Genomic DNA, 21,239 nt, shown 5'->3' with positions numbered 1-21,239 from the left:
CGGGCTACTTCTTGTTGAGCAGCAGCTCGTTCCACTTGGCCAGGATGCGCGCGCGGTTGGCGCCGGCCCAGTCGTCGTCGTACTTCACGACCTTGATGCGCGACAGCGGCGTCAGCGCGTTCTTCGACACCACGTCGGCGCGCACCGAGCGGCGGCCGGCGCCGTCGAGGATCTCCTGCGCCTCCTTCGACAGCATGAAGTTGATGAAGGCGCGGCCGCCGTTGGGGTTGGCCGGCGTGGCGGTGAGCGCCATCACGTCGGCGATGGCCGAGGTGCCGTCGGCGGGGTAGAGCAGTTCCACCGGGCCGCCGCCGACCTTGAAGCGCAGCAGCGTGTCCTCGTTGGACAGGCCCACCATCGCCTCGCCGTCGTTGACGAACTTGCTCACCGCGCCCGAACTGTTGCTCAGTACGGTGTTGTCGAGGATGCGGGCGTAGATCGGCCAGCCTTTCTCCTCGCCATAGATCTGCAGGATCAGCGCGAGCTGGATGTAGGCCGAGCCGGACTTGTCCGGGCGGCCGGCGGAGATCTTGCCCTTGTAGATCGGGTTGCCGAGGTCGGCCCAGGTCTTGGGGTACTGGGCCGGGGTCAGCAGCTTGGTGTTGACGCCGATCGACGTGGCCACCGCGGTGAACGGGATCGCGGCGTCGTTGATCTTGAAGGTGTCGGCCAGCGCCTTGGCGTTGTCCGGCGTGAACCTGGTGAACAGCTTGCCGTTGGCTTCCACCACGTCGGTGGACACGCTGAACAGCACGTCGGCGGTGGCGCGGCCGGCCTCGGCCTTCAGGCGGTTGATGAGGTCGCCCGAGCCGCCCTTGATCACGTCGACCTTCATCTTCGAGGCCTTCTCGAAGGCCGGGATGATCTGGTCGAGCAGGTCCTGCGGCGCGGCCGAGTAGATGGTGACCTTGTCCTGGGCCATCGCCGGCAGGGCCAGCGCGACGCCGGCGGCCAGCACGGCCGTCAGCTTTCGAAACGCGTTCATGGGTGTCTCCTCGGTGGGGGTGGTGTCGCCCGGGCCTCAGGGCCAGAGCGTGTGCGGGTAGGTGCCGTCTTCGGTGAGTTCGCGCAGGCGTCGGGCGGTGACGGCCGCGTCCTGCGGGTAGGTGACGCCGAACCAGCGGCCGTCGGTGGGCAGGACACGGCAATGCGCCTCGCCGCTGCGGACCAGTGTATCGACCACGCTGGGGATGTAGCACTCGGCATCGTCCCGATGCCCGTGCTGCTGCAGGAACGCGGCGAAGCCGCGCTGCATCGGGCCGAACACCGTGGGCGGGAAGCCCCAGAAGTTCATCGAAGCCACCGCGTCGGCGGCCAGCGGCACGCGCTCGCCGGCGAGGTCCAGCCCTCGGCAGCGGCCCGGGCCGTCGGCCACGATGTCGCGGTGCTCCTGCACCGACACCAGCTGCTCTCCGCGCAGTTCGCAGATGCCGCGGTTGACGCCGCCGCTGTCGGACAGCGTGTGGTCCAGCGGGTAGCCCACCATGCACAGCGGCAGCGGCGCGCCCGCCGCGACCAGCGGCGGCGAGGTCAGGTGCGCGGCCACGCGGCAGTAGGCGTCGCGGCCGTAGAAGTCGTCGGCGTTGACCACGGCGAAGGGTCCGTCGATGGCGTCGCGCGCGGCCAGCACGGCGTGCGTGGTGCCCCAGGGCTTGCGCCGCTGCGTCGGCCGCGCGAAACCGGCCGGCAGGTCGTCCGGGCGCTGCAGCACGGCGTCCACCGGCAGGCGCGCGGCGAAGCGTGCCCGCGCGCGGGCCATGAACTCGGCCGCGAAGTCCTCGCGCAGCACGAACACCACGCGCGAGAAGCCCGCCCGGTGGGCGTCGTGCACCGCGTAGTCGAGCAGCGTCTCGCCGGCCGGCCCCATCGGCGCGCATTGCTTCAGGCCGCCGAAGCGGCTGCCCAGGCCGGCCGCCAGCACCAGCAGCGTCGGGCCGGGCGACGTCAGGCCCGCACTCCCAGTGCGCGCAGCGCGTCGCGCAGCTGCGCGGGGGACTCGAAGTGCACGCCGTGCATGCCGATGGCGCGCGCGCCCTCCACGTTGGCCGGGCTGTCGTCGATGAACACCGCGCGCGCCGGGTCCACGCGGTAGCGGTCGCACAGCAGGCGGTAGATCGCCGCGTCGGGCTTCATCAGCCGCTCCTGGCCGGACACCACGATGCCCTCGAACTCGCCCAGGTAGGGGTGCTGGCGCAGCGCCCGCGGAAAGGTCTCCGCCGAGAAGTTGGTGAGCGCAAGCGTGCGGTATCCGCCTTGCCGCAGCTCGCGCGCCAGCGTTACCGATCCTTCGATCGGCGGGCCGGTGGTCTCCTCCCAGCGCGCGTGGAAGGCCTCGAACAGCGGGCCGTAGTGCGGAAACGCCTCGCTGTGCGCCGCGATGCCCTCGGCGAACGGCAGGCCGGCGTCGTGCGCCCGGTTCCAGGCATTGAAGTCCACCTCGTGCAGGAAGCGCTCGACGGCGGCGTCGTCCGGCAGCAGCTGGCGGAACAGCCAGCGCGGGTCCCAGGGGATCAGCACGTTGCCGATGTCGAAGACGACGGTGTCGATGGTGCGCATCGGGCCGATTGTCGGGACCGGGCTGCGGCACGACGGTTGGCGCTAACCCCGATCATTTGATTGAAATGATACTACGCCCCTTGTTCAGGGGCGGCTGGCGGGGCGTCTTGGCGGCATTCAGGCCCGTATTGATCAATCTGCGCACATTTTCGTGAATTATTCGCACCCACAAAATGATGCAGTCGATACATTTGAGGCCAGGAGATCAGACGCCATGCACTCAAGCCTCGCCGAACTGCTCGAAAACCTGAAGCCCGGACTGCTGTGGGTCAGCCGCGAGGGCGTGGTGCGCTACGCCAACGGCGACGCCAGCGCCCGCACCGGCCTGGCGCCGGGACGCAAGCTGTACGACCCGGACCTGGCGCGCGCCGTGTCCACCGCGGTGTCGGGCCGCACGCCGCGCGCGGTCACGGCGATGGGCACGCCGGCCCAGCAGGGCGGCGCGGTGCCCGAACTCAAGTGCCGCGTCATCCCCGGCCTGTCGCAGGACGACGCCTTCGTGCTGATCGGCAGCGACCCCGGCGCCGACCACGGCGAGGCCTTCGACAACCTGATGATGGTGATCCGGTCCGACCTGAAGGACCCGCTCGACCGCGCGCAGTCGACGCTGCTGATGGCGCGCCAGAACGCCGGCGACGCGCACGCGATCGACGCGCTGGCCAACGACGTCGACGACGTGCTGCAGACGCTGCGCAAGCTGATCGACCTGGCCTCGGTGTGGGGCAGCAGCTCGCTGCTGGCCAACGACCGCATCGAGCTGTGGACGCTGCTCAAGGAAGTGTGGGCCGAGGTCGAGCCGATGGCGGTGCAGCGCGGTCTGAAGGTGCGTTTCCGTGCGTCGGGCACCAGCGACAAGCAGACCGCGCTGTACGGCAGCCACGAGTGGCTCAAGCGCGTGTTCGTCGAATGCATGGAAGCCGCGGTGCGCGCCGGCCGTGGCGGCGCCACGCTGGAGATCGAGCACCGCCAGATGGGCCCGCGAGCGCTGGTCGTGTTCCGCGACTGCGGCGCGTTCGCCCCGCCGCCCACGCAGGACGCGGTGGCCATGCCCTCGACGCCGCGCGCCAAGGCCGCCGTCGCGCCGCGCCTGGCCGCACGCGACCAGATCGGCCTGAAGCTGTGCCGCCACATCGTGTCGCTGCACGGCGGCCAGCTGCGCGAGGAGGAGGAGGGCGGCCTGCGCAACTTCCTGATCGACCTGCCCACCGGCGCGCCGCACCGCAACGACCACAGCCAGCTCGACGTGGCCCAGGCGCAGCAGTACGCGCGCGACCTGGCCGCGCTGATGTCGCGCGCCCGCACCCGCAAGGCCGACGCCGGCACGCCCACCTAAAACCCGCCCCCGCACCCGATCACACCAGGAGCCGCACCATGAAACGCATCCTCATCGTCGAAGACCAGGCCGACATCCGCAAACTCATCCGCATGACCCTCGAGTTCGAGGACTACGAGATCCACGAGGCCAGCGAGGGCACGCAGGGCCTGCACCTGGCGCGCGGCGTGCGGCCGGACCTGATGCTGCTGGACGTGATGATGCCCGGCGAGATGGACGGCCTGCAGGTCTGCCAGGCGATCAAGAGCGACGTCAACCTCCAGTCGATCAAGGTCGTGCTGCTCACCGCGCGCGGCCAGGCCCGCGACCGCGAGGCGGGCCAGAGCGCCGGCGCCGACGAGTACCTCGTCAAGCCGTTCAGCCCGCTGCAGCTCATCGACGTGATCGAGAAGCAGCTGGCCGTGTCGGCCTGACACGCCCGCGCCCGCCCCGACATCACGACGCCCCGACCGGACGACACCATGACCCCCACCGCCGTTTCCCTGCTGCAGCGCCTGCGACCGCAGCGCCTTCGGCACCAGATGCTGATGATGCTGGCCGCGGTGATGCTGCTGGCGCTGGCGGTGCTGTACGAGGTGTCCTCGTGGCGCCTGGGCAGCGTGGCCTACGACGGCGCGCGCCAGTGGGCCGAGTCGGTGGCGCGCACCGCGGCCGGCGCCGGCAGCTCCACCCTGGCCGCGCGCGACTACCCGGGCATGGCCGAGACGCTGCGCGACCTGGCCTCGCTGCCCGGCGTGCTGCGCATCGACGTGGTGGACGACCGCAACGGGCCGCTGCTGTCGGTGATGCACGAGTCCACGGGCCGGCTCACCACCACCTTCCACGCCGCCGACATGCCGCTGCCCGGCCCCGACGCGGCTCGGTCGCGGGCGCTGCGCCTGGGCGGCCAGGACGCGGTGCAGGTCTGGGCCCCGCTCGGGCCGGGCGGCGCGCTCGGCAGCGTGGGCGTGAGCTTCGCGCTCGACGGCGAGCGCAACGTGCTGCAGGAGCTTCGCTACGACGCCGTGCTGGGCATCGCGGCGGTGGCGCTGGTCACGCTGCTGGCCACGCACCTGCTGCTGCAGCGCGCGCTGACGCCGCTGCAGCGTCTGGCGCGCTTCTCGCGGGCGCTGGCGCATCAGCGCGGCGCCACGCTGCAGCAGGACGCCGGCAGCCAGGAGGTGGGCGAGCTGAACGACGCACTCAACGAGGCGTCCACCACGCTGGCGGCGCAGTGGACCGAGCTCAAGCTCGCCCGCGACCGCATGCAGGCGCTGCTCAACGGCCTGCCCGACGCGGTGGTGGGCATCGACCCGGACGGCAAGGTGGCACTGATCAGCCCGTCGGCGGCCAGCGTGCTGGGCCTGGACACGTCGCGCCCGGCGGACGTGACGCTGGAGCGGCTGGTGCCGGGCCAGGGCCTGGACGACCCCGAGACGCGCACGCTGGAAGGCATGTACCTGCGCAGCAGCGGTGTGCACGTGGCGCGCTTCGAGGCCGACGCGCGCCGCGTGGACGGCACCGTGTTCCCGGCCGACGTGTCGCTGTCGCGCACCGAGATCGGCGGCGTGGCGCACTACACCTGCGTCGTGCGCGACATCACCGAGCAGCGCATGAACGCGTCGGTGCTCAACCTGTACAGCCGCGCGCTGGAGTGCACCACCAACGGCGTGGTCATCTCCGACATGACGCTGCCCGGGCAGCCGGTGTTCTATGCCAACCCGGCCTTCTATCGCATCACCGGCTACGAGCCGGGCGAGGCGATCGGCCGCAACTGCGGCTTCCTGCAGCGCGACGACCGCGACCAGCCCGAGCTCGACACGCTGCGCCAGGCGGTGGCCGACGGCCAGAGCGCGTCGGTGGTGCTGCGCAATTACCGCAAGGACGGCAGCCTGTTCTTCAACGAGCTGTCGATCGCGCCGGTGCCCTCGCCCGAGGGCCGCGCGGCGCACTACGTGGGCGTGCTCAACGACGTGACCGACCGCGAGCGCACCCGGCTGGCCATCGCCGAGCGCAGCGCGCGCCTGAACGCGGTGTTCGACCTGAGCCCGGACGGCTTCGTGGTGTTCGACCGCGAGGGCGAGCTGGTCTACACCAACCGCGCCTTCGTCGAGATGACCGGGCTGGACCTGCTGGCCGACGGCCGCGGCGCGAATCTGGCCGACTTCGACCGCGAGTTCGCCACGCTGGGCAGCCTGAGCGTGCCCTGCCGCCCGGTGGCCGAGGTGCTGGCGCTGGCGCACGACGGCGCGGTGGAGACGCTGCACATCGAGCGGCCGCAGCACCGCGTGCTGGCGCGGGCCGTGCGGCACCAGGCCGACGGCGCGGGCGAGACGATCCTCTACTTCCGCGACGTGACGCGCGAGACCGAGGTGGACCGCATGAAGAGCGAGTTCCTGACCACCGCTGCGCACGAGCTGCGCACGCCGATGGTCAGCGTGTTCGGCTTCACCGAGCTGCTGCTGCGCCGGCCGGTGCCCGAGGCGCGGCGCAAGGACATGCTGGAGACGATCCACCGCCAGGCCTCGCTGCTGATCAACATGGTCAACGAGCTGCTGGACCTGGCGCGCATCGAGGCGCGACAGGGCAAGGACCTCAAGCGCGAGCGCTGCAGCCTCGGCGCGCTGGTGCGGCAGGCCGCGGCGGCGTTCGCCAGCCAGCCCGGCGGCGACCGGCTCGCGGTGGCGATGGTGCATGCCGACGCGGAGATCTTCGTCGACCCCGAGAAGACGCATCGCGTGTTCACCAACGTGCTGTCCAACGCCTTCAAGTACTCGCCCGCGGGCGGTGCGATCGAGGTGGACACGCTGGCCGGACGGCTGGCCGGTCAGCCGGCGGTGGGCCTGCGCGTGCGCGACCATGGCATCGGCATGACGCCGGAGCAGCTGGCGCGCGTGTTCGAGCGCTTCTACCGCGCCGACCCGTCCGGAAACATCCCCGGCACGGGCCTGGGCATGAGCCTCGTCAAGGAGATCACCGAGCTGCAGGGCGGCTCGGTGCAGATCGACAGCCGGCCTGGCGAGGGCACCAGCGTGACGCTGTGGTGGCCCTGCGCGTCGGCGTCGCAACCCCTCATCGAAACCGAAGGAAAGTGAGCCCCCCATGTACGGCCTCGTCAATCGCGCGATCGAACAGCTTGTCGTGTCCCTCAAGGGCGAACCCGCCTGGCAGCGTGTGTGCCAGCGCGCCAACGTCCAGGCCGACGGCTTCGTGGCCATGTGCCCCTACCACGACGACGTGACCTACCGCCTCGTGGGCGCGGTGAGCGAGGAGATGGCGATGCCGGCCGAGTCGGTGCTGGAAGCCTTCGGCGAGTACTGGATCCTCTACACCGCCGAGGAAGGCTACGGCGAGCTGCTCGAGTCGGGCGGCAGCAGCCTGCGCGAGTTCCTCGACAACCTGAACGACATGCACGGCCGCGTCGAGACCGTGTTCCCGCAGATGCGCCTGCCGCAGTTCGAGGTGCAGGACATCGAGCCCGGCCGCTACCGGGTGGTGTACTCGTCCGAGCGCGAGGGCCTCGCGCCGATGGTGACCGGCCTGCTCAAGGGCCTGGCGCAGCGCTTCGGCGAGAAGGTCGAGGTGCGCCTGGTGCACGCCCGCGGCAAGGGCTGCCCGGTGGACCTGTTCGAGGTGCAGCACGTCGAGGAGACGGTGGCGGCATGAGCGCGCCGGGCCGCTCCCCAGCGCGAATCCCGCAGCGCACGGCGCGGAGGGTCGTCCAGTGAGCGATGGCGCGCCCGGGCTGGACGGCGCTCGGTTCGAGCGCGCGTTCCCCTTCCACCTCTGGCTCGACGCCGGCCTGCGCCTGCGCCGAGCCGGCAGCGCGCTGCGCAAGGCGCTGCCGGCGCTGGTGGAGGGCACGGCCCTGGCGGACGCCTTCGACGTGACCCGGCCGCGCGGCGCCGTCGACCTGGCCGACTGGCGGCGCCACGGCACGGCGCTGTGCACGCTGCGCGCGCGCGGCGAGGTGCGTCTGACGCTGCGCGGCAATGCCGAGCTGCTGGACGACGGCAGCCTGCTGCTGCTGGTGTCGCCGGTGCTCACCTCGCTGGACCAGGTGCGCTCGCTCGGCCTCACGTTCAACGACTTCGCCCGCCACGACGCGGCCGGCGAGCTGCTGCTGGCCGCGCGCACCACGCAGATGTCGGCGCGCGACAGCGAGCGCCTGGCCGAGCGGCTGCAGGCGCGAACCGAGCTGCTGGACTCCATCCTGGAGCTGAGTCACAACGGCGTGCTGGCCTTCGGTGCCGACGGCGTGCTGCAGCACTGCAACGCGGCGGTGACGCGCATGCTCGGCGTGCGGGCCGACCGCCTGGCCGGCGCGACGCTGGCCGAGGTGGACGCGCTGGTGCGGCGGCGCCTGCCGCCGGCCGCCCGTGGCGAGGCCGTGCTGGGCGTGGCGCCGGCCGAGGGTGCCGCGTCGCAGCGCCTGGTGCTGGCCCGGCCGCGCCACGCGGTCATCGAGCTCAGCTCGCGCCAGCGCGACGACGGCGGGCAGGTGCTCTACCTGCGCGACATCACGCGCGAGACCGAGGTCGAACGCATGAAGAGCGAGTTCCTCACCACCGCGGCGCACGAGCTGCGCACGCCGATGGTCAGCGTGCACGGCTTCACCGAGCTGCTGCTGAACCGGCCCGTTAGCGACGCCAAGCGGCGCGACATGCTGGAGACGATCCACCGCCAGAGCTCGCTGCTGATCCACATGGTCAACGAGCTGCTGGACCTGGCGCGCATCGAGGCGCGCCAGGGCAGCGACCTGCGGCCGGTGCCGTGCCGGCTGGAGACGCTGGTGCGCGACGCCGTGGCGCCGTTCGCCGGGGCGTCGGCCGTGCACGCCATCCGCCTCGAGCTGGGCCACGTCGGCACCCTTGTGCGGCTGGACCCGGAAAAGACCCATCGTGCACTGACCAACGTGCTGTCCAACGCGATCAAGTACTCCCCCGCCGGCGGCACCGTGGAGGTGAGCACAAGGGACAGCGATCTGGCCGGCCGGCCGGCGCTGACCGTGCGCGTGCGCGACGAGGGCATCGGCATGACGGCCGAGCAGCTCGGCCGCGTGTTCGAACGCTTCTACCGCGCCGACCCGTCGGGCAACATCCCGGGCACCGGCCTGGGCATGAGCCTGGTCAAGGAGATCACCGAGCTGCAGGGCGGCGCGGTGAAGGTGACGAGCCGGTCCGGTCGCGGCACCACGGTGGAGCTGACCTGGCCGCTGCTGTCGGGCGACGGGGACGGCCCCGGCGAGCAAGACTCCACCTGCTACGCCGCGCTGGCCGACGGCGCGGCCTACCAGTAGGCGAACAGCATCCGCGTGGCCAGCGCGTAGAGGAGCAGCGCGAAGAGGCGGCGCAGCATGGCCACCGGCAGGCGCTGCGCGGCGCGCGCGCCGTAGGGCGCGGTGAAGGTGCTGGCCAGCACCAGCGCGCCGAGCGCGGGCAGGTAGACGAAGCCGGCCGACCACGCCGGCAGGCCCGGCACGGACCAGCCGGTCGTCACGTAGCCGACGGTGCCCAGCAGCGCCACCGGCAGCCCGAGCGCCGCGCCGGTGCCGATGGCGGTGCGCATCGGCACGCCGCACCACAGCATGAAGGGCATCGACAGGAAGGTGCCGCCGGCCGAGACCAGGCCGCTGATCGCGCCGATGACCAGCCCCACCGCCCACAGGCCGGCGCTGCCGGGCAGGCTGCGTCCGGCGGCGGGCTTGCGGCCGAGCCAGATCTGCGTCGCGCCGCCGTAGACGATCAGCGCGAAGGCCAGCGCCAGCGTGCGCTGCGGCAGCCAGCCCGCGCCATAGGCCGACAGCAGCGTGCCCACGGCCATCGCGGGCCCGAGGCGGCGCACGATGGACCAGTCCACGCCGCCCAGGCGGTGGTGCTCGCGCCCGCTGGCGCTGGACGTGAACATCACGCCGGCCATCGCGGTGGCCAGGGCCATGTGCAGGGTGTGGTCGGGGGCCAGGGACTGGGCCGCGAACATCGCGGCCAGGATCGGCACGATGATCATGCCGCCGCCGATGCCCAGCAGGCCCGCGAGGAAGCCGATCACGGCGCCGATGGCCATGTAGGCTGCGATCCACTGCATGCTGCGGGTGTCTCCGGGACAGGGCCGGCCGCCACGGAGGGTGCGGGCGCGGGGCCCGCAGGTTAGCGCAAGCGCCGCGGCGTCAGCGGGCGCGGCCGAAGAAGTGGCGGAACAGGTCCGGCTCGAGGATCTCGCGCGCGGCGAGGCCTTCGATGCGGGTGTCGGCCAGCGGCAGCGACGGCTGCAGCGGGTCCAGCTCGGAAGGCGTGGTCTCCACCCACACCGGGCCGCCGAAGGGTTCGTCGGCCAGCCGGGCGCGGGCCTCGCCGACGAACTGGCTGGCCAGCGCGTAGGAGCCCTGCGGCACGTTGCGGCGCAGCACCACGTTGCTCAGCGACGGGAGTTCTTCCCACTCGATGCCGGCGTCGGGTGCGGGGCGAAAGATGTGAGGTGTGGTCATGGTGCGGTACGGCGTTGCGTCGGTGTGATGTGACTATCGGCCGGGCGGGCACCGGGCCAAAGGGCGAACAGCGCCGCGCTTCGGGCCCAGAATCGATTCAGGGGGCCGCGGCGTGAAATGCGGCGCGCCGCAAGGGCCGTTTCAACCGCTCGCACATCCCCTGAATGCGGTAGATGGCGCGGCGACAGGGCGGTGATAGGCTTTCGTCCCGCGTTCTGCCGCCCCGTTTTCCTGAGCTGTCCATGGCCCGCATGCCTTCCACCCGCCGCCTGCCGCAGGCCCCGGCTTTCGCGCCGCAGGCTCCGGCCTACGAGCCGGTGGCCGCCACCGTGCAGCCGCCGGTGGTGGTGCCGGTGCCGGCGCCCGCGGTGGTGGTGACGGTGGCCGCTGGCGGCACCGTGTCCGCGGCGCAGTCCGAAGCGGACGCCTTCGAGTCCGCGGCGGCCGCGGCGCGCGCCGGCGGATTCCACGAGTCGAGCTACGAGCTGCGTCTGGGCCTGGAAGTCAGCGAGTCGGCCTGGTCCGAGGACCTCGTGCCGCGCGACTGGCCGGCCACGCGCTAGTCGGCCCCCGGGCCCCGGCGCCCGATCTCGAACCGGTCGACCACGCGCCAGCCTTCCGGCGGCGCGGGCCCGCGGCGCGGCACGCGGTCGCGGCCCAGCATCCACACCTCCAGCCCGCCGGCATGCACGCGCAGGCGCAGGAAGCCCTTCCAGTCCTGGATCGCCAGCGAGCCGAAGGCGTTGTTGGGCAGCTGGCCGAAGGCGCCGCTCATCAGCGCGAGGTAGGCACCGAACAGCAGCCCGCCCACGGCCACGCCGGCCAGGGCCACGGCCGACCACACCAGCAGGCCGCCGGTGAGCGTGGCCACCGGGCCGAGCGCGGCCAGCCACGGCGCCATGGCGTGGCTGGCGGCCCAGTACAGCGCATAGATCGCGAAGCCATGCGTCATGCCGTGCAGCAGGCCGCCAGCCACGCGCCACGGCCAGGGCGCCGGCCCCTCCCAGGCCACGCGCACGCAGCCGGCCAGCATCAGCAGGTTCACGCCGGTGGCCAGCGGGCTGAACACCATCGCGCGCAGCCAGCGCCGCGCGCCGTCGTCGAAGGCCAGCTGCTCCATCGGCTCGAAGCCGTCGGGCATGAACGAGCGGGTGAAGACGAAGGAGTTGACGTAGACGTTGACGCCGTACAGCAGGCCGATGGCCAGCGCGAAGGCGAAGTTGCTGTGCCACAGGTCGAGCGCCGACGCGGCCCAGCCCTGGCGCCACGGCGCGCGCGAGAAGCGCAGCGTGAACATCGACCACAGGTTGCGCCAGGCCAGCGCGCGCGAGGTCTCGGCGTCGGGCCAGGAGCGGCGCGGCGAGAAGCGCGGCGCGTCGGCCGCGGCCCGGCCGGCGGCGCCGCGCCGCGGCAGCCCCACGCGCACGCGGTGGCGCAGCTCGGGGTCGGCGGCGGCGGGCTCGGGCGTGCGGTCGATCGCCTTGTGCAGCAGTTGCTCGCGGCCATGCGTCGGGTGCAGGAACGCGCCGCCGCTGCCGCACACGACGAGGTGGCTGTCGGTGCCGCCGGCGGCGGCATCGGCGTCGAGCGTGTCGCGGTGGTAGTGATGCAGGTCGCCGGCCAGGCGCAGGCGGATGCGCGCGCCGTGGGCCTCGATCAGCGCTTCCAGGCGCTGGTAGCGGCGCGGGTAGCCGTCGGGCGCGCCGTCGCCGATCGGGCGTGTCCAGTAGGGCTCGGGGTAGACCAGCAGCACGTCGTCGCCGGGCGCGATGGCGTCGGGCCGGGTCGGGTCGAGCAGCGCGCGGAAGGCGTCGAACTGCTGCCGGTCGAGGTCGCCGGTCAGCGCCCAGTCGAAGCCCAGCAGCCACGCGCCGTGCGGCAGGCGCAGTGCGAAGTAGGTCTGCCGCTGCGGCGTGCTGGCGCCGAGGAAGTCGCCACGGTCCTGCGCCACGAAGTAGCGGCAGAAGGTGGAGGCGCTGTCGAACCAGTCGTGGTTCTGCGGGATCGCGGCCACCACCTTGCGCGGCCCGCCGGGCTGGCGCAGCCGGCTCGACGGGTCCAGCGCCAGCTTGAACGGCTCGTACAGCCGGTACTGGTAGGTGGCCGGGCTGGCGCCGGGATAGGCGAGGTCGCCGCCGAGCACCAGCACGTCGCCCTCGGGCAGGCGGTGCGTGCGCCCCTGCGCGTCGGTCACGTCGAGCGCCGCCGCCAACGCGCCCTGCGCCACGGCGAAGGTGGCATTGCCGCCGTCGCCGGTGTCGGCGATGAAGTCCAGCCACAGCGACTGGCCGTCCGCGGCGCGCTGCGCCGTCAGGTCGATCGGCGCGAGCGCCGGCGAGAAGCTCTCGCGCCGGTCCAGGTTGCGCAGGAAGTTCTGCGACTGCACCAGCTCCTCGCCAGCCTGCAGCAGCACCGGCGGCGCGTACCAAGCCACCGGCAGCCGCTCGTGCGGCGGAATGTCGGACCCGAAGCGGCGCGGCATCGCGGCGCCGCTCAGAGCGCGGCCGCCACGCGGGTGCCCTGGTCGATGGCGCGCTTGGCGTCGAGCTCGCCGGCTTCGAGCGCGCCGCCGATCAGGTGCACCGCGACGCCGGCGGCCGTGAGCGGGTCGGCCAGCTCGCGCAGCGGCTCCTGGCCGGCGCACAGCACGACGTTGTCGCACTCGATCACGGTGGCGTCGCGGCGCTCGCTGCCGAAGGTGACATGCAGGCCGAGGCCGTCCTGCCACGGGCCGATGCGCTCGTAGTTGACACCGGCCAGCATCTCCACGCCCTTCATCTTGAGCGCGGCGCGGTGGATCCAGCCGGTGGTCTTGCCCAGGCCGGCGCCGGGCTTGCCGGCCTTGCGCTGCAGCAGCGTCACCTGGCGCGCCGGCGGCGCCGGTTCGGCGCGCACCACGCCGCCGCGCACCTCGGTCGGGTCGGCCACGCCCCATTCCAGGCGCCAGGCCGCGGCGTCGAGCGACGGCGCGGCGTGCGCGCTGTCGTGCACCAGCAGCTCGGCCACGTCGAAGCCGATGCCGCCCGCGCCCACCAGTGCGACGCGCCGGCCCACGCGCGACGGGTCGCGGATGGCGTCGATGTAGCTCAGCACGCCCGGCGTGTCCTGGCCCGGGATGCGCGGGTTGCGCGGGGTGACGCCGGTGGCCAGCAGCACCGCGGCGTAGCCGGCGCCGGCAAGCGCGGCCGCGTCCACCCGCGTGCGCAGGTGCAGCACGACGCCGGTGCGCTCGATGCGGCGGCGGAAGTAGCGCAGCGTCTCGGCGAACTCCTCCTTGCCGGGGATGCGCCGCGCCAGGTTGAACTGGCCGCCGATGTCGTCGGCGGCGTCGAACAGGTCCACCGCATGGCCGCGCTCGGCCAGCGTGGTGGCCGCGGCCAGCCCGGCCGGGCCGGCGCCCACCACCGCGAAGCGCCTACGCTCGGTGGCCGGGCGGATGACGAGCGTGGTCTCGTGCCCGGCGCGCGGGTTGACGAGGCAGCTCGCCAGCCGGTTCTGGAACGCGTGGTCGAGGCAGGCCTGGTTGCAGGCGATGCAGGTGTTGATCTCGTCGGCACGGCCGGCAGCGGCCTTGGCCACGAAGTCGGCGTCGGCCAGGAAGGGCCGCGCCAGGCTCACCATGTCGGCGTCGCCCGCGGCCAGCACCTGCTCGGCCACCTCGGGCGTGTTGATGCGGTTGCTGGCCACCACCGGCGTGGTCAGGCCCAGGGCGCGCAGGTCCTCGCGCAGGCGCCGCGTCACGCCGGTGAAGGCCGCGCGCGGCACCGACGTGGCGATGGTGGGCACGCGCGCCTCGTGCCAGCCGATGCCCGAGTTGATGATCGTGGCGCCCGCCGCCGCCACCGCCTGCGCCAGTTGCAGCACCTCGTCCCACGAGCTGCCGCCGGGGATCAGGTCGATCAGGCTCAGGCGGTAGATCAGGATGAAGTCCGGCCCCACCGCCTCGCGCACGCGGCGCACCACCTCCACCGCCAGCCGCATGCGGTTGGCGTAGTCGCCGCCCCAGCGGTCGGTGCGCTGGTTGGTGTGCGTCACCAGGAACTGGTTGATCAGGTAGCCCTCGCTGCCCATCACCTCCACGCCGTCGTAGCCGGCCTCGCGCGCCAGCGCGGCGCAGCGCACGAAGGCGCGGATCTGGCGCTCGATGCCGCGCTCGGTGAGTTCGCGCGGGGTGAACGGCGAGATCGGGCTCTGGATGCGCGACGGCGCCACGGCCAGCGGGTGGTAGGCGTAGCGGCCGGTGTGCAGGATCTGCAGCGCGATGCGCCCGCCCTCGGCATGCACCGCGTCGGTCACCGCGCGGTGCCGCCGCGCCGCGGCATGCGTGGCCAGCGTGCCGGCGAAGGGCTTGGACCAGCCCTCGATGTTGGGCGCGAAGCCGCCGGTGACGATCAGCCCCACGCCGCCGCGCGCGCGCTCGGCGTAGAACGCCGCCATCGCGGGGAAGTGCTTGCGCCCGTCCTCCAGGCCGGTGTGCATGGAACCCATGAGCACGCGGTTGGGCAGCGTGGTGAAGCCGAGGTCCAGCGGCGCGAGCAGGTGCGGGTAGGTCAAGGCGGGGCGGGTGTGGTGGCGGGCAGACGCGAGTCTAGGGGGCCGCATCCCCCTTCGGTGTGATTGGCCCCGGACCGGCCGGCGACCAAGATGCCACCCATGCCTTCCTCACCGCTCGCCGCCATGCTCGACCAGATCGCCTCCGGTTTCGCCCGGCTGCTGCCGCGCCGCCAGCCCGCCCGCCCGGCCCGCGACTGGGAGGACAGCGACCGCACCTGGCACAACTCCAGCTATGAGCTGTCGGCCGGGCTGGCGGTGGTGGAGCACTTCGAGCCGGTGCCGGTGTTCCCGGACACGATGCCCGCCTTCCACTACCCGCCGTCGACCCAGGCGCTGGCCCGGTAGCCGCAGCGCCGGCCCCCGGCCGCGGGGCGCGGCATGATGCGCGCCTGGCAACACCCTGCGGAGCAGCCCCATGGTCAAGGCGGTCTGGAACGGCGTCACCATCGCCGAGAGCGACGACACCGTCGTCGTCGAGGGCAACCACTACTTCCCCGAGAGCAGCGTCAAGCGCGAGTACCTGACGTTCTCCAACCACCGCACGTGCTGCCCCTGGAAGGGCCAGGCCCGCTATCACAGCCTGCTGGTCAACGGCGAGCTGAACCCGGACGCGGTCTGGTACTACCCCGAGCCGAGCGAGGCGGCGGCCGAGATCAAAGGGCGGGTGGCGTTCTGGAAGGGCGTGACGGTGGGGTGACCCGGACCGCAGCTCTCCGTGGCGGGCTGCTGGAGGCAGGGCGTCGGCTCTCGCTTGCGGAGTGTTCAGCGTGGCCGGGGGTCCGGGGGTGCGATCTCCGGTCCACGCTCGCGGGCGACCGGAGCCCGCGGGTGCCGCCGCCGCGCTGCCGCAGCGGTCTGCGCAGTCACTCTCTCGCTAAGCCACCACGTTGCGCCGTCCCGGTCACGCCAGCCGCCCCGCCCGGTAGTCCTCCACCGCCGCGAAGATCTCCTGCTGCGTGTTCATCACGAAGGGCCCGTACTGGACGATCGGCTCCTTGAGCGGCCGGCCCGCCACCAGGATCGCGCGCGCGCCCTGTGCCCCGGCGGTCAGGCGCACGCCGTCGCCGGCGTTGGCCAGGATCGCCATGCGCTGCACCGGCACCGGCTGGGCGCCGATGTCGAGCGCGCCGCGGTAGACATAGACGAAGGCGTTGTGGCCCTCGGGCAGCGGCTGCTCGAAGGCGGCGCCGGGCTCGAGGTGCAGGTCGAGGTACAGCGGCTCGGTGCCGTCGCGCTGCACCGCCCCGGCCACGCCGTGGCTGTGGCCGGCGATCACGCGGGCGGTGACGCCCGGCCCGTGCCACTCGGGCACTTCGGCGCTCTGGATGTCGCGGTACCAGGGCGGGTTCATCTTGTCCCGCGCGGGCAGGTTCAGCCACAGCTGGAAGCCTTCCATGCGGCCCTCGGTCTGCTCGGGCAGCTCGCTATGGATCACGCCGCGGCCGGCGGTCATCCACTGCACGCCGCCGTCGGCCAGCAGGCCCTCGTGGCCGGCGGAGTCGCGGTGGCGCATGCGGCCGGCCAGCATGTAGGTCACGGTCTCGAAGCCGCGGTGCGGGTGGTCCGGGAAGCCGGCGATGTAGTCGTCGGCCGAGTCGCTGCCGAAGGCGTCGAGCATCAGGAACGGGTCGAGCCGGCGCTGCAGGTCCTGCGTCAGCACGCGGGTGAGCTTGACGCCGGCGCCGTCGCTGGTGGCGCGGCCGGCGATCAGGCGCTCGACCGCGCGCGGCGCGGCCAGCGGGGGCAGGGTGGGGGTGGCGGAAGTGTCCATGGCGTCAATGTAGGGCGGCGCCGGCGCCGCAGCATCGGCAAGTCCTTGAACGCAGCGTTCAATCCGGCTGTGCGTCGGCGCTAACCTCGCGCCCATGAGCCCGGCCCTCACCGCCCAGCACCGTCGCCGCCTGCGCGAGGTGTGGCGCTCGGCCGGCTGGCCGTGCCAGGACCTGCTGGAAGTGGAGCTGCTGGCCGCCGGCCTGCTGGAGCGGGTGCGCGACGCGCAGGGCCGCGAGACGCTGCGCGTCACCGACGCCGGGGTGCAGGTGCTGGCGGCCACGCTGCAGCGCAACCGCGCCGCGCGCGACGATCACGAGGCGCTGGTGGCGCGGGTGGCGCTGGAACAGCAGCGCGCCGGGCGCATCGCCTGGTGCGGCCTGTCGCTGCGCGCCCGCGTGCCCGACCCGGAGCACCCCAAGGGCGAGCGCTGGCAGGTGGCGATGCCCGACGTGTACTCGGTGCGTCACACCACGGTGGCCGGCTACCTGCAACCCGAGGTGCACGAGGTGAAGGTGCGCCGCGCCGACCTGCTGTCGGACCTGCGCACCGCGCACAAGCGCGCCGCCTACCTGGGCATGGCCGGCGCCTGCTGGTACGTGCTGGCCGAAGGCGTGGGCGAGGCCGACGACGTGCCGGAGGCCTGCGGCGTGATGCTCGCGCGGCGCCATCCCGAGGGCGGCTTCGGCACGCTGGAGGTGCAGCGCCCGGCGCCGGCCCGGGCCATGGCCCACGAGGCCGGGCTGCCGTTCGCGGTGTGGATGGCGCTGGCGCGCGCCACGCCGGTGGCGCTGCCGCCCGAGGACGAGTGGCAGCGGCTGCTCGGCGAACCCCCGCAGGCTCAGGAACCCCCCGAGGCCCCGGGCGGCGCCTGACGGCGCACAATTCCGGCCCCGGCCTGGTCCCGCCACCCGCGCCGGCCGTTCCGCCCTCGGAGCCCACGATGCCCCGCACACCCGTTCTCGCCGCCGCCGCCCTGGCGTTCGCCGCCGCCCTGGCACTGACGCCTGCCGCCCACGCCCGCCCGGGCGACCTGCCGTCCACCAACGTGGCCTGGCTCACCGCGGCGGTCGACGCCGACGTGGAGCGCGCCTTCACCCAGGCCCGTGCCCAGAACAAGCCGGTGCTGCTGTACTGGGGCGCCACCTGGTGCCCGCCGTGCAACCAGCTCAAGGCCACGCTGTTCAACCGGCAGGACTTCGCCGCCCAGAGCAAGCATTTCGTGGCGGTGTTCGTCGACGGCGACCGCCCGTCGGCGCAGAAGCTCGGCGCGCGCTTCAAGGTCAGCGGCTATCCGACGCTGGTGCTGTTCACGCCCGAGGGCCGCGAGATCACGCGCCTGCCCGGCGAGGCCGACGCGCCGCAGGTGCTGTCGCTGCTGGAAGCCGGCCTGTCCGGCGGCCGCCCGGTGGCCGCTGTGCTGGCCGACGCGCGCGCCGGCAAGGCGCTCACGCCCAACGAGTGGCGCATGCTGTCCTTCCATTCGTGGGAGGTGGACGACAGCGGCCTGGTGGCCGAGGCCGACCGCCCCGCGGTGCTGGCCGAGCTGGCCGCCAAGGCGCAGGCCGCGCAAGGCGACACCGAAACCACGACCCGGCTGTGGCTCAAGGCGCTGGCCGCCAGCGACGAGGGCAAGGGCGTCAAGCCCGACGACGCGCTGCGCCAGCGCGTGGCCCGCGTGCTGGCCGACCCGGCCGCGGCACGCACCCACATGGACGTGCTGGGCAGCGGCTCGGCCCGGATGGCCAAGGCGCTGACCAGCGACGACAGCGCCGAGCGCGCGCCGCTGGTGGCGAAGTTCGACGCCACGCTGGCGCGCCTGCAGGCCGATACCTCGCTGTCGCGCGGCGACCGGGTGGGCCTGCTGATCGAGCGCGTGGACCTGGCGCGCCTGGGCCAGCCGCGCAGCCAGACCCAGCCGCAGCTGCCCGCCGCGCTGGTGCAGGAAGTGCGCGACACCGCCGCGCGGATGGATCGCGAGATCACCGACGGCTACGAGCGCCAGGCCGTGATCACTGCGGTGGCCTACCTGCAGGGCCATGCCGGCCTGTGGGCCGACAGCGACGCGTTGCTCAAGGCCAACCTGACGCGCAGCCACTCGCCCTACTACCTGATGAGCCAGCTCGCCAGCAACGCGCGCAAGCTCGGCCGCAACGACGAGGCGCTGACCTGGTACCAGAAGGCCTACGACACCAGCGTCGGCCCGGCCACGCGGCTGCAGTGGGGCGCGAGCTACGTCAACGCGCTGGTGGACCTGGCGCCCGCCGACGCCGCGCGCATCGGGAAGGCGGCCTCGCAGGTGTTCGACGACGCGGCCAAGGACAGCCGCGGCGCGCTGCACGACCGCAGCGGCCGCTCGCTGCTGCGCGTGAGCAAGAAGCTCGCGACCTGGAACGCCGACGGCAGGCAGGCCGCCACGCTGCGCCGCGTGCAGGCGCGCGTGGACGCGCTGTGCGCCAAGGTGCCCGCCACCGACCGCACCGCCTGCAAGGCGCTGCTGCCGGCGTCGCCGGCCGCCGCGCCCAAGGGTTGAACCGGGGTTGATCCGGGGCGGATCAGGGGCAGATGCCCCTCGCCGGTCCCCACCGGGACCGGCCCCGCCGACCCGCAGCTTGTCCGCCAGGACGGCCGCTCGTGTCCCCGTTCCGGCCACCCGTCCGGCCGCGGGCCCGCAGCGCCGGGCCGCTGGATAGAGTGCGCCCGCCGTTTCAACCGACCGAGGAAGTCCACCGATGAGTCCGTTCCGCCCCGGCCTGCTGGCCGCCGCCGTCGCCCTTGCCTTTGCCGCTGCGCCTTCGCAGGCCCAGACCGCGCCGTCGCCCGCGCCCGCCAAGGAGGTGGTGACCTCCGCCGACCAGCTGCCGCGCCGCACCGTCAAGCTGGACAAGCTGCCCAGCGCCTATCTCGACGCGCCGCGTGCCGAGGTGCTGGCCCTGGCCGACGCGATGCAGACCGTGCTGCAAGGCGACCTGGCGCGCTACGACATCCGCGACGTGGCCACCCAGCGCGCCTACTACGGCGCCCTGCTGACGGTGGCCCAGTACAAGGGCGACTGGGCCGCGATGCCCACGCTGGTGGCGCGGCTGCGCGACCTGCAGGACAAGCCCGGCGCGCGCGTCACCACCGGCGTGATGGCCGGCATCCTGGCCGACCGGGCCACCGGGCAGCGCGACGCGGCCTGGGTGCAGGCGGAAGTGACGCGTCGCTACGGCGAGCTGCCGTGGCAGGACGCGGCCGACAACATCAAGGGCTTGAAGAGCCAGCTTGAACTGCTGAACCCGGCGCTGGTGCGCGGCACCTTCGAGCAGCAGCTCGACACGATGGCGCGCAACATGAACATGACCGTGCCCGAGGGCATCGTCGGCGCCATCGTCGGCGCGCGCCTGCAGCAGGAGCAGATCGTGCCGATCAAGGACGCGATCGTCGCCGGGCTGCAGGTCGTGGTGGACCGGCAGGCCAGCGCCGCCGCCCGCCCCGACATCTGGACGCCGCGCCAGTTCGCGATCGCCCCCGACGCCAAGGCCTCCGAAGTGGTGGTGGCGGTGTGGGACTCGGGCGTGGACCTGTCGCTGTTCAAGGCGGCGCCCGGACGCGGCATCGCGATCGATCGCGACTCGCGGCCGTCGACGCAGCTGCTGCGCCCGCTGGAAGACGCCGCGCCGCGCTGGCCGCAGCTCAGGCAGATGGTCAAGGGCGCGATGGACCTGCGCGCCGCGCTCGACACCGAGGACTCGCGGCGCCTGAAGCAGACGGTGGCCTCGCTCAAGGCCGACCAGGCCAAGGGCTTCCAGGAGGACCTGTCGCTGGCCGGCGTGTACACCCACGGCACGCACGTGGCCGGCATCGCCGTGGAAGGCAACCCCTTCGCCCGCGTCTATGCCGCCACCATGCTCTGGGACCACCGCCTGGAGCCGCAGAAGCCGACGATGGAGCGCTCGCAGCGCACTGCCGACAGCTACCGCCGCATCGTCGACGCGTTCAAGGCGCAGAAGGTGCGCGTGGTCAACATGAGCTGGCGCTACGGTTCGACCGCGTATGAAGGCGCGCTGGCCTGGCACAACGTCGGCGCCAATGCGCAGGAGCGCAAGGAGATCGCGCGCCAGATGTTCGCGCTGGAGCGCGACGCCCTGCGCGAGGCCATCGCGTCGGCGCCGGAGATCCTGTTCGTGGCCGGCTCGGGCAACGAGGACAACAGCGCCGACTTCCAGGAGTACATCCCCGCCGGCCTGCAGCTGCCCAACCTGATCACCGTCGGCGCGGTGGACCGCTCGGGCGAGGAGACGAGCTTCTCCACCTTCGGCAAGACGGTGGTGGTGCACGCCAACGGCTTCGAGGTCGACAGCGTCATCCCCGGTGGCGACCGCATCAAGTTCAGCGGCACCAGCATGGCCAGCCCGCAGGTGGCCAACCTGGCCGCCAAGCTGTTCGCGCTCAAGCCCACGCTGACCGTGGCGCAGGTGCGCCAGGCCATCCTCGACGGCGCCGACCGGCGCGGCCGGGTCAACCTGGTGAACCCGCGCCGCTCGGCCGAGCTGGTGGGCCTGCGGCCCTGAGCGCCCGGCC

Annotated in this window: 19 protein-coding genes; 11 read left to right on the top strand and 8 right to left on the bottom strand. The window is 73.1% G+C overall.

The annotated features are described in order from the left end of the window. Positions 1-4: 4 nt before the first annotated feature. From AC2EAQ_RS12310 to AC2EAQ_RS12300, 3 genes are read right to left on the bottom strand one after another with little or no spacing between them, the layout of a single operon-like run. Entirely contained in the window at positions 5-985 is a 981-nt protein-coding gene (locus AC2EAQ_RS12310; protein WP_484644195.1) for an extracellular solute-binding protein, read from the bottom strand. 36 nt (positions 986-1,021) lie between these two features. After that, positions 1,022-1,921 carry a nucleotidyltransferase family protein gene (locus AC2EAQ_RS12305; protein ID WP_484644193.1) on the bottom strand — a complete coding sequence of 300 codons (900 nt, stop codon included), beginning with the start codon at positions 1,919-1,921 and terminating at the stop codon, positions 1,022-1,024. A gap of 23 nt (positions 1,922-1,944) precedes the next feature. Further along, a complete protein-coding gene (locus AC2EAQ_RS12300) occupies positions 1,945-2,556 on the bottom strand; it encodes an HAD family hydrolase (RefSeq protein ID WP_484644191.1) in 612 nt (203 codons plus the stop codon). 214 nt (positions 2,557-2,770) lie between these two features. On the opposite strand from AC2EAQ_RS12300, the gene AC2EAQ_RS12295 reads away from it, so the two are divergent. The 5 genes from AC2EAQ_RS12295 to AC2EAQ_RS12275 are packed head-to-tail and all read left to right on the top strand — an operon-like array spanning position 2,771 to position 9,167. Beyond that, positions 2,771-3,889, top strand: a complete 1,119-nt coding sequence (locus AC2EAQ_RS12295) for a sensor histidine kinase (RefSeq protein WP_484644189.1) — start codon at positions 2,771-2,773, stop codon at positions 3,887-3,889. Between the two features lie 38 nt (positions 3,890-3,927). After that, entirely contained in the window at positions 3,928-4,302 is a 375-nt protein-coding gene (locus tag AC2EAQ_RS12290) for a response regulator transcription factor (protein ID WP_484644186.1), read from the top strand. 48 nt (positions 4,303-4,350) lie between these two features. After that, complete coding sequence (locus AC2EAQ_RS12285) at positions 4,351-6,963, top strand: sensor histidine kinase (protein ID WP_484644182.1); 2,613 nt, start codon at positions 4,351-4,353, stop codon at positions 6,961-6,963. A 7-nt stretch (positions 6,964-6,970) separates the two neighbouring features. Next, entirely contained in the window at positions 6,971-7,534 is a 564-nt protein-coding gene (locus tag AC2EAQ_RS12280) for a heme NO-binding domain-containing protein (RefSeq protein WP_484644180.1), read from the top strand. Between the two features lie 58 nt (positions 7,535-7,592). Further along, positions 7,593-9,167: an ATP-binding protein gene (locus AC2EAQ_RS12275; RefSeq protein WP_484644177.1), complete on the top strand. Its 1,575-nt coding sequence runs from the start codon at positions 7,593-7,595 to the stop codon at positions 9,165-9,167. Here AC2EAQ_RS12275 and AC2EAQ_RS12270 read toward each other — a convergent pair. Further along, complete coding sequence (locus AC2EAQ_RS12270; RefSeq protein ID WP_484644175.1) at positions 9,158-9,952, bottom strand: sulfite exporter TauE/SafE family protein; 795 nt, start codon at positions 9,950-9,952, stop codon at positions 9,158-9,160. The genes AC2EAQ_RS12275 and AC2EAQ_RS12270 overlap by 10 nt on opposite strands. 82 nt (positions 9,953-10,034) lie before the next feature. Next, positions 10,035-10,352 (bottom strand): hypothetical protein, encoded by a 318-nt coding sequence (locus AC2EAQ_RS12265; protein WP_484644173.1) that lies wholly within the window; start codon positions 10,350-10,352, stop codon positions 10,035-10,037. A 251-nt stretch (positions 10,353-10,603) separates the two neighbouring features. Here AC2EAQ_RS12265 and AC2EAQ_RS12260 point away from each other — a divergent pair, with 251 nt between their 5' ends. Then, complete coding sequence (locus tag AC2EAQ_RS12260) at positions 10,604-10,915, top strand: hypothetical protein (protein ID WP_484644171.1); 312 nt, start codon at positions 10,604-10,606, stop codon at positions 10,913-10,915. Here the strand turns inward: AC2EAQ_RS12260 and AC2EAQ_RS12255 are convergent. Both AC2EAQ_RS12255 and AC2EAQ_RS12250 read right to left on the bottom strand, forming a co-directional pair. Continuing rightward, positions 10,912-12,834, bottom strand: a complete 1,923-nt coding sequence (locus AC2EAQ_RS12255; RefSeq protein WP_484644169.1) for a hypothetical protein — start codon at positions 12,832-12,834, stop codon at positions 10,912-10,914. The genes AC2EAQ_RS12260 and AC2EAQ_RS12255 overlap by 4 nt on opposite strands. A gap of 11 nt (positions 12,835-12,845) precedes the next feature. Next, positions 12,846-14,954, bottom strand: coding sequence for an oxidoreductase (locus AC2EAQ_RS12250; RefSeq protein ID WP_484644167.1), 2,109 nt, complete (start codon positions 14,952-14,954; stop codon positions 12,846-12,848). Positions 14,955-15,005: 51 nt separating this feature from the next. Between AC2EAQ_RS12250 and AC2EAQ_RS12245 the strand changes: the two genes are divergently transcribed. Together AC2EAQ_RS12245 and AC2EAQ_RS12240 are read left to right on the top strand one after the other, a co-directional pair. After that, positions 15,006-15,251: a hypothetical protein gene (locus AC2EAQ_RS12245; RefSeq protein WP_484644164.1), complete on the top strand. Its 246-nt coding sequence runs from the start codon at positions 15,006-15,008 to the stop codon at positions 15,249-15,251. A gap of 55 nt (positions 15,252-15,306) precedes the next feature. Continuing rightward, on the top strand, positions 15,307-15,603 hold the full coding sequence (locus AC2EAQ_RS12240) for a DUF427 domain-containing protein (RefSeq protein WP_510166857.1): 297 nt from the start codon (positions 15,307-15,309) through the stop codon (positions 15,601-15,603). Between the two features lie 204 nt (positions 15,604-15,807). On the opposite strand, the gene AC2EAQ_RS12235 is transcribed toward AC2EAQ_RS12240, so the two are convergent. Continuing rightward, positions 15,808-16,677 carry a pirin family protein gene (locus AC2EAQ_RS12235; RefSeq protein WP_484644158.1) on the bottom strand — a complete coding sequence of 290 codons (870 nt, stop codon included), beginning with the start codon at positions 16,675-16,677 and terminating at the stop codon, positions 15,808-15,810. Positions 16,678-16,771: 94 nt separating this feature from the next. Here AC2EAQ_RS12235 and AC2EAQ_RS12230 point away from each other — a divergent pair, with 94 nt between their 5' ends. The 3 genes from AC2EAQ_RS12230 (at position 16,772) to AC2EAQ_RS12220 (ending at position 21,229) form a co-directional block, all read left to right on the top strand. Next, positions 16,772-17,551, top strand: a complete 780-nt coding sequence (locus AC2EAQ_RS12230; protein WP_484644153.1) for a hypothetical protein — start codon at positions 16,772-16,774, stop codon at positions 17,549-17,551. Between the two features lie 68 nt (positions 17,552-17,619). Next, positions 17,620-19,209, top strand: coding sequence for a thioredoxin family protein (locus tag AC2EAQ_RS12225; RefSeq protein ID WP_484644152.1), 1,590 nt, complete (start codon positions 17,620-17,622; stop codon positions 19,207-19,209). A gap of 199 nt (positions 19,210-19,408) precedes the next feature. After that, positions 19,409-21,229, top strand: a complete 1,821-nt coding sequence (locus AC2EAQ_RS12220; protein ID WP_484644150.1) for a S8 family serine peptidase — start codon at positions 19,409-19,411, stop codon at positions 21,227-21,229. Positions 21,230-21,239 lie beyond the last annotated feature (10 nt).

This window comes from Aquabacterium sp. T101, from assembly GCF_057219775.1.
Note: the sequence above shows the minus strand (reverse complement) of the source record. Positions and strands in the feature narration are given on the sequence as shown.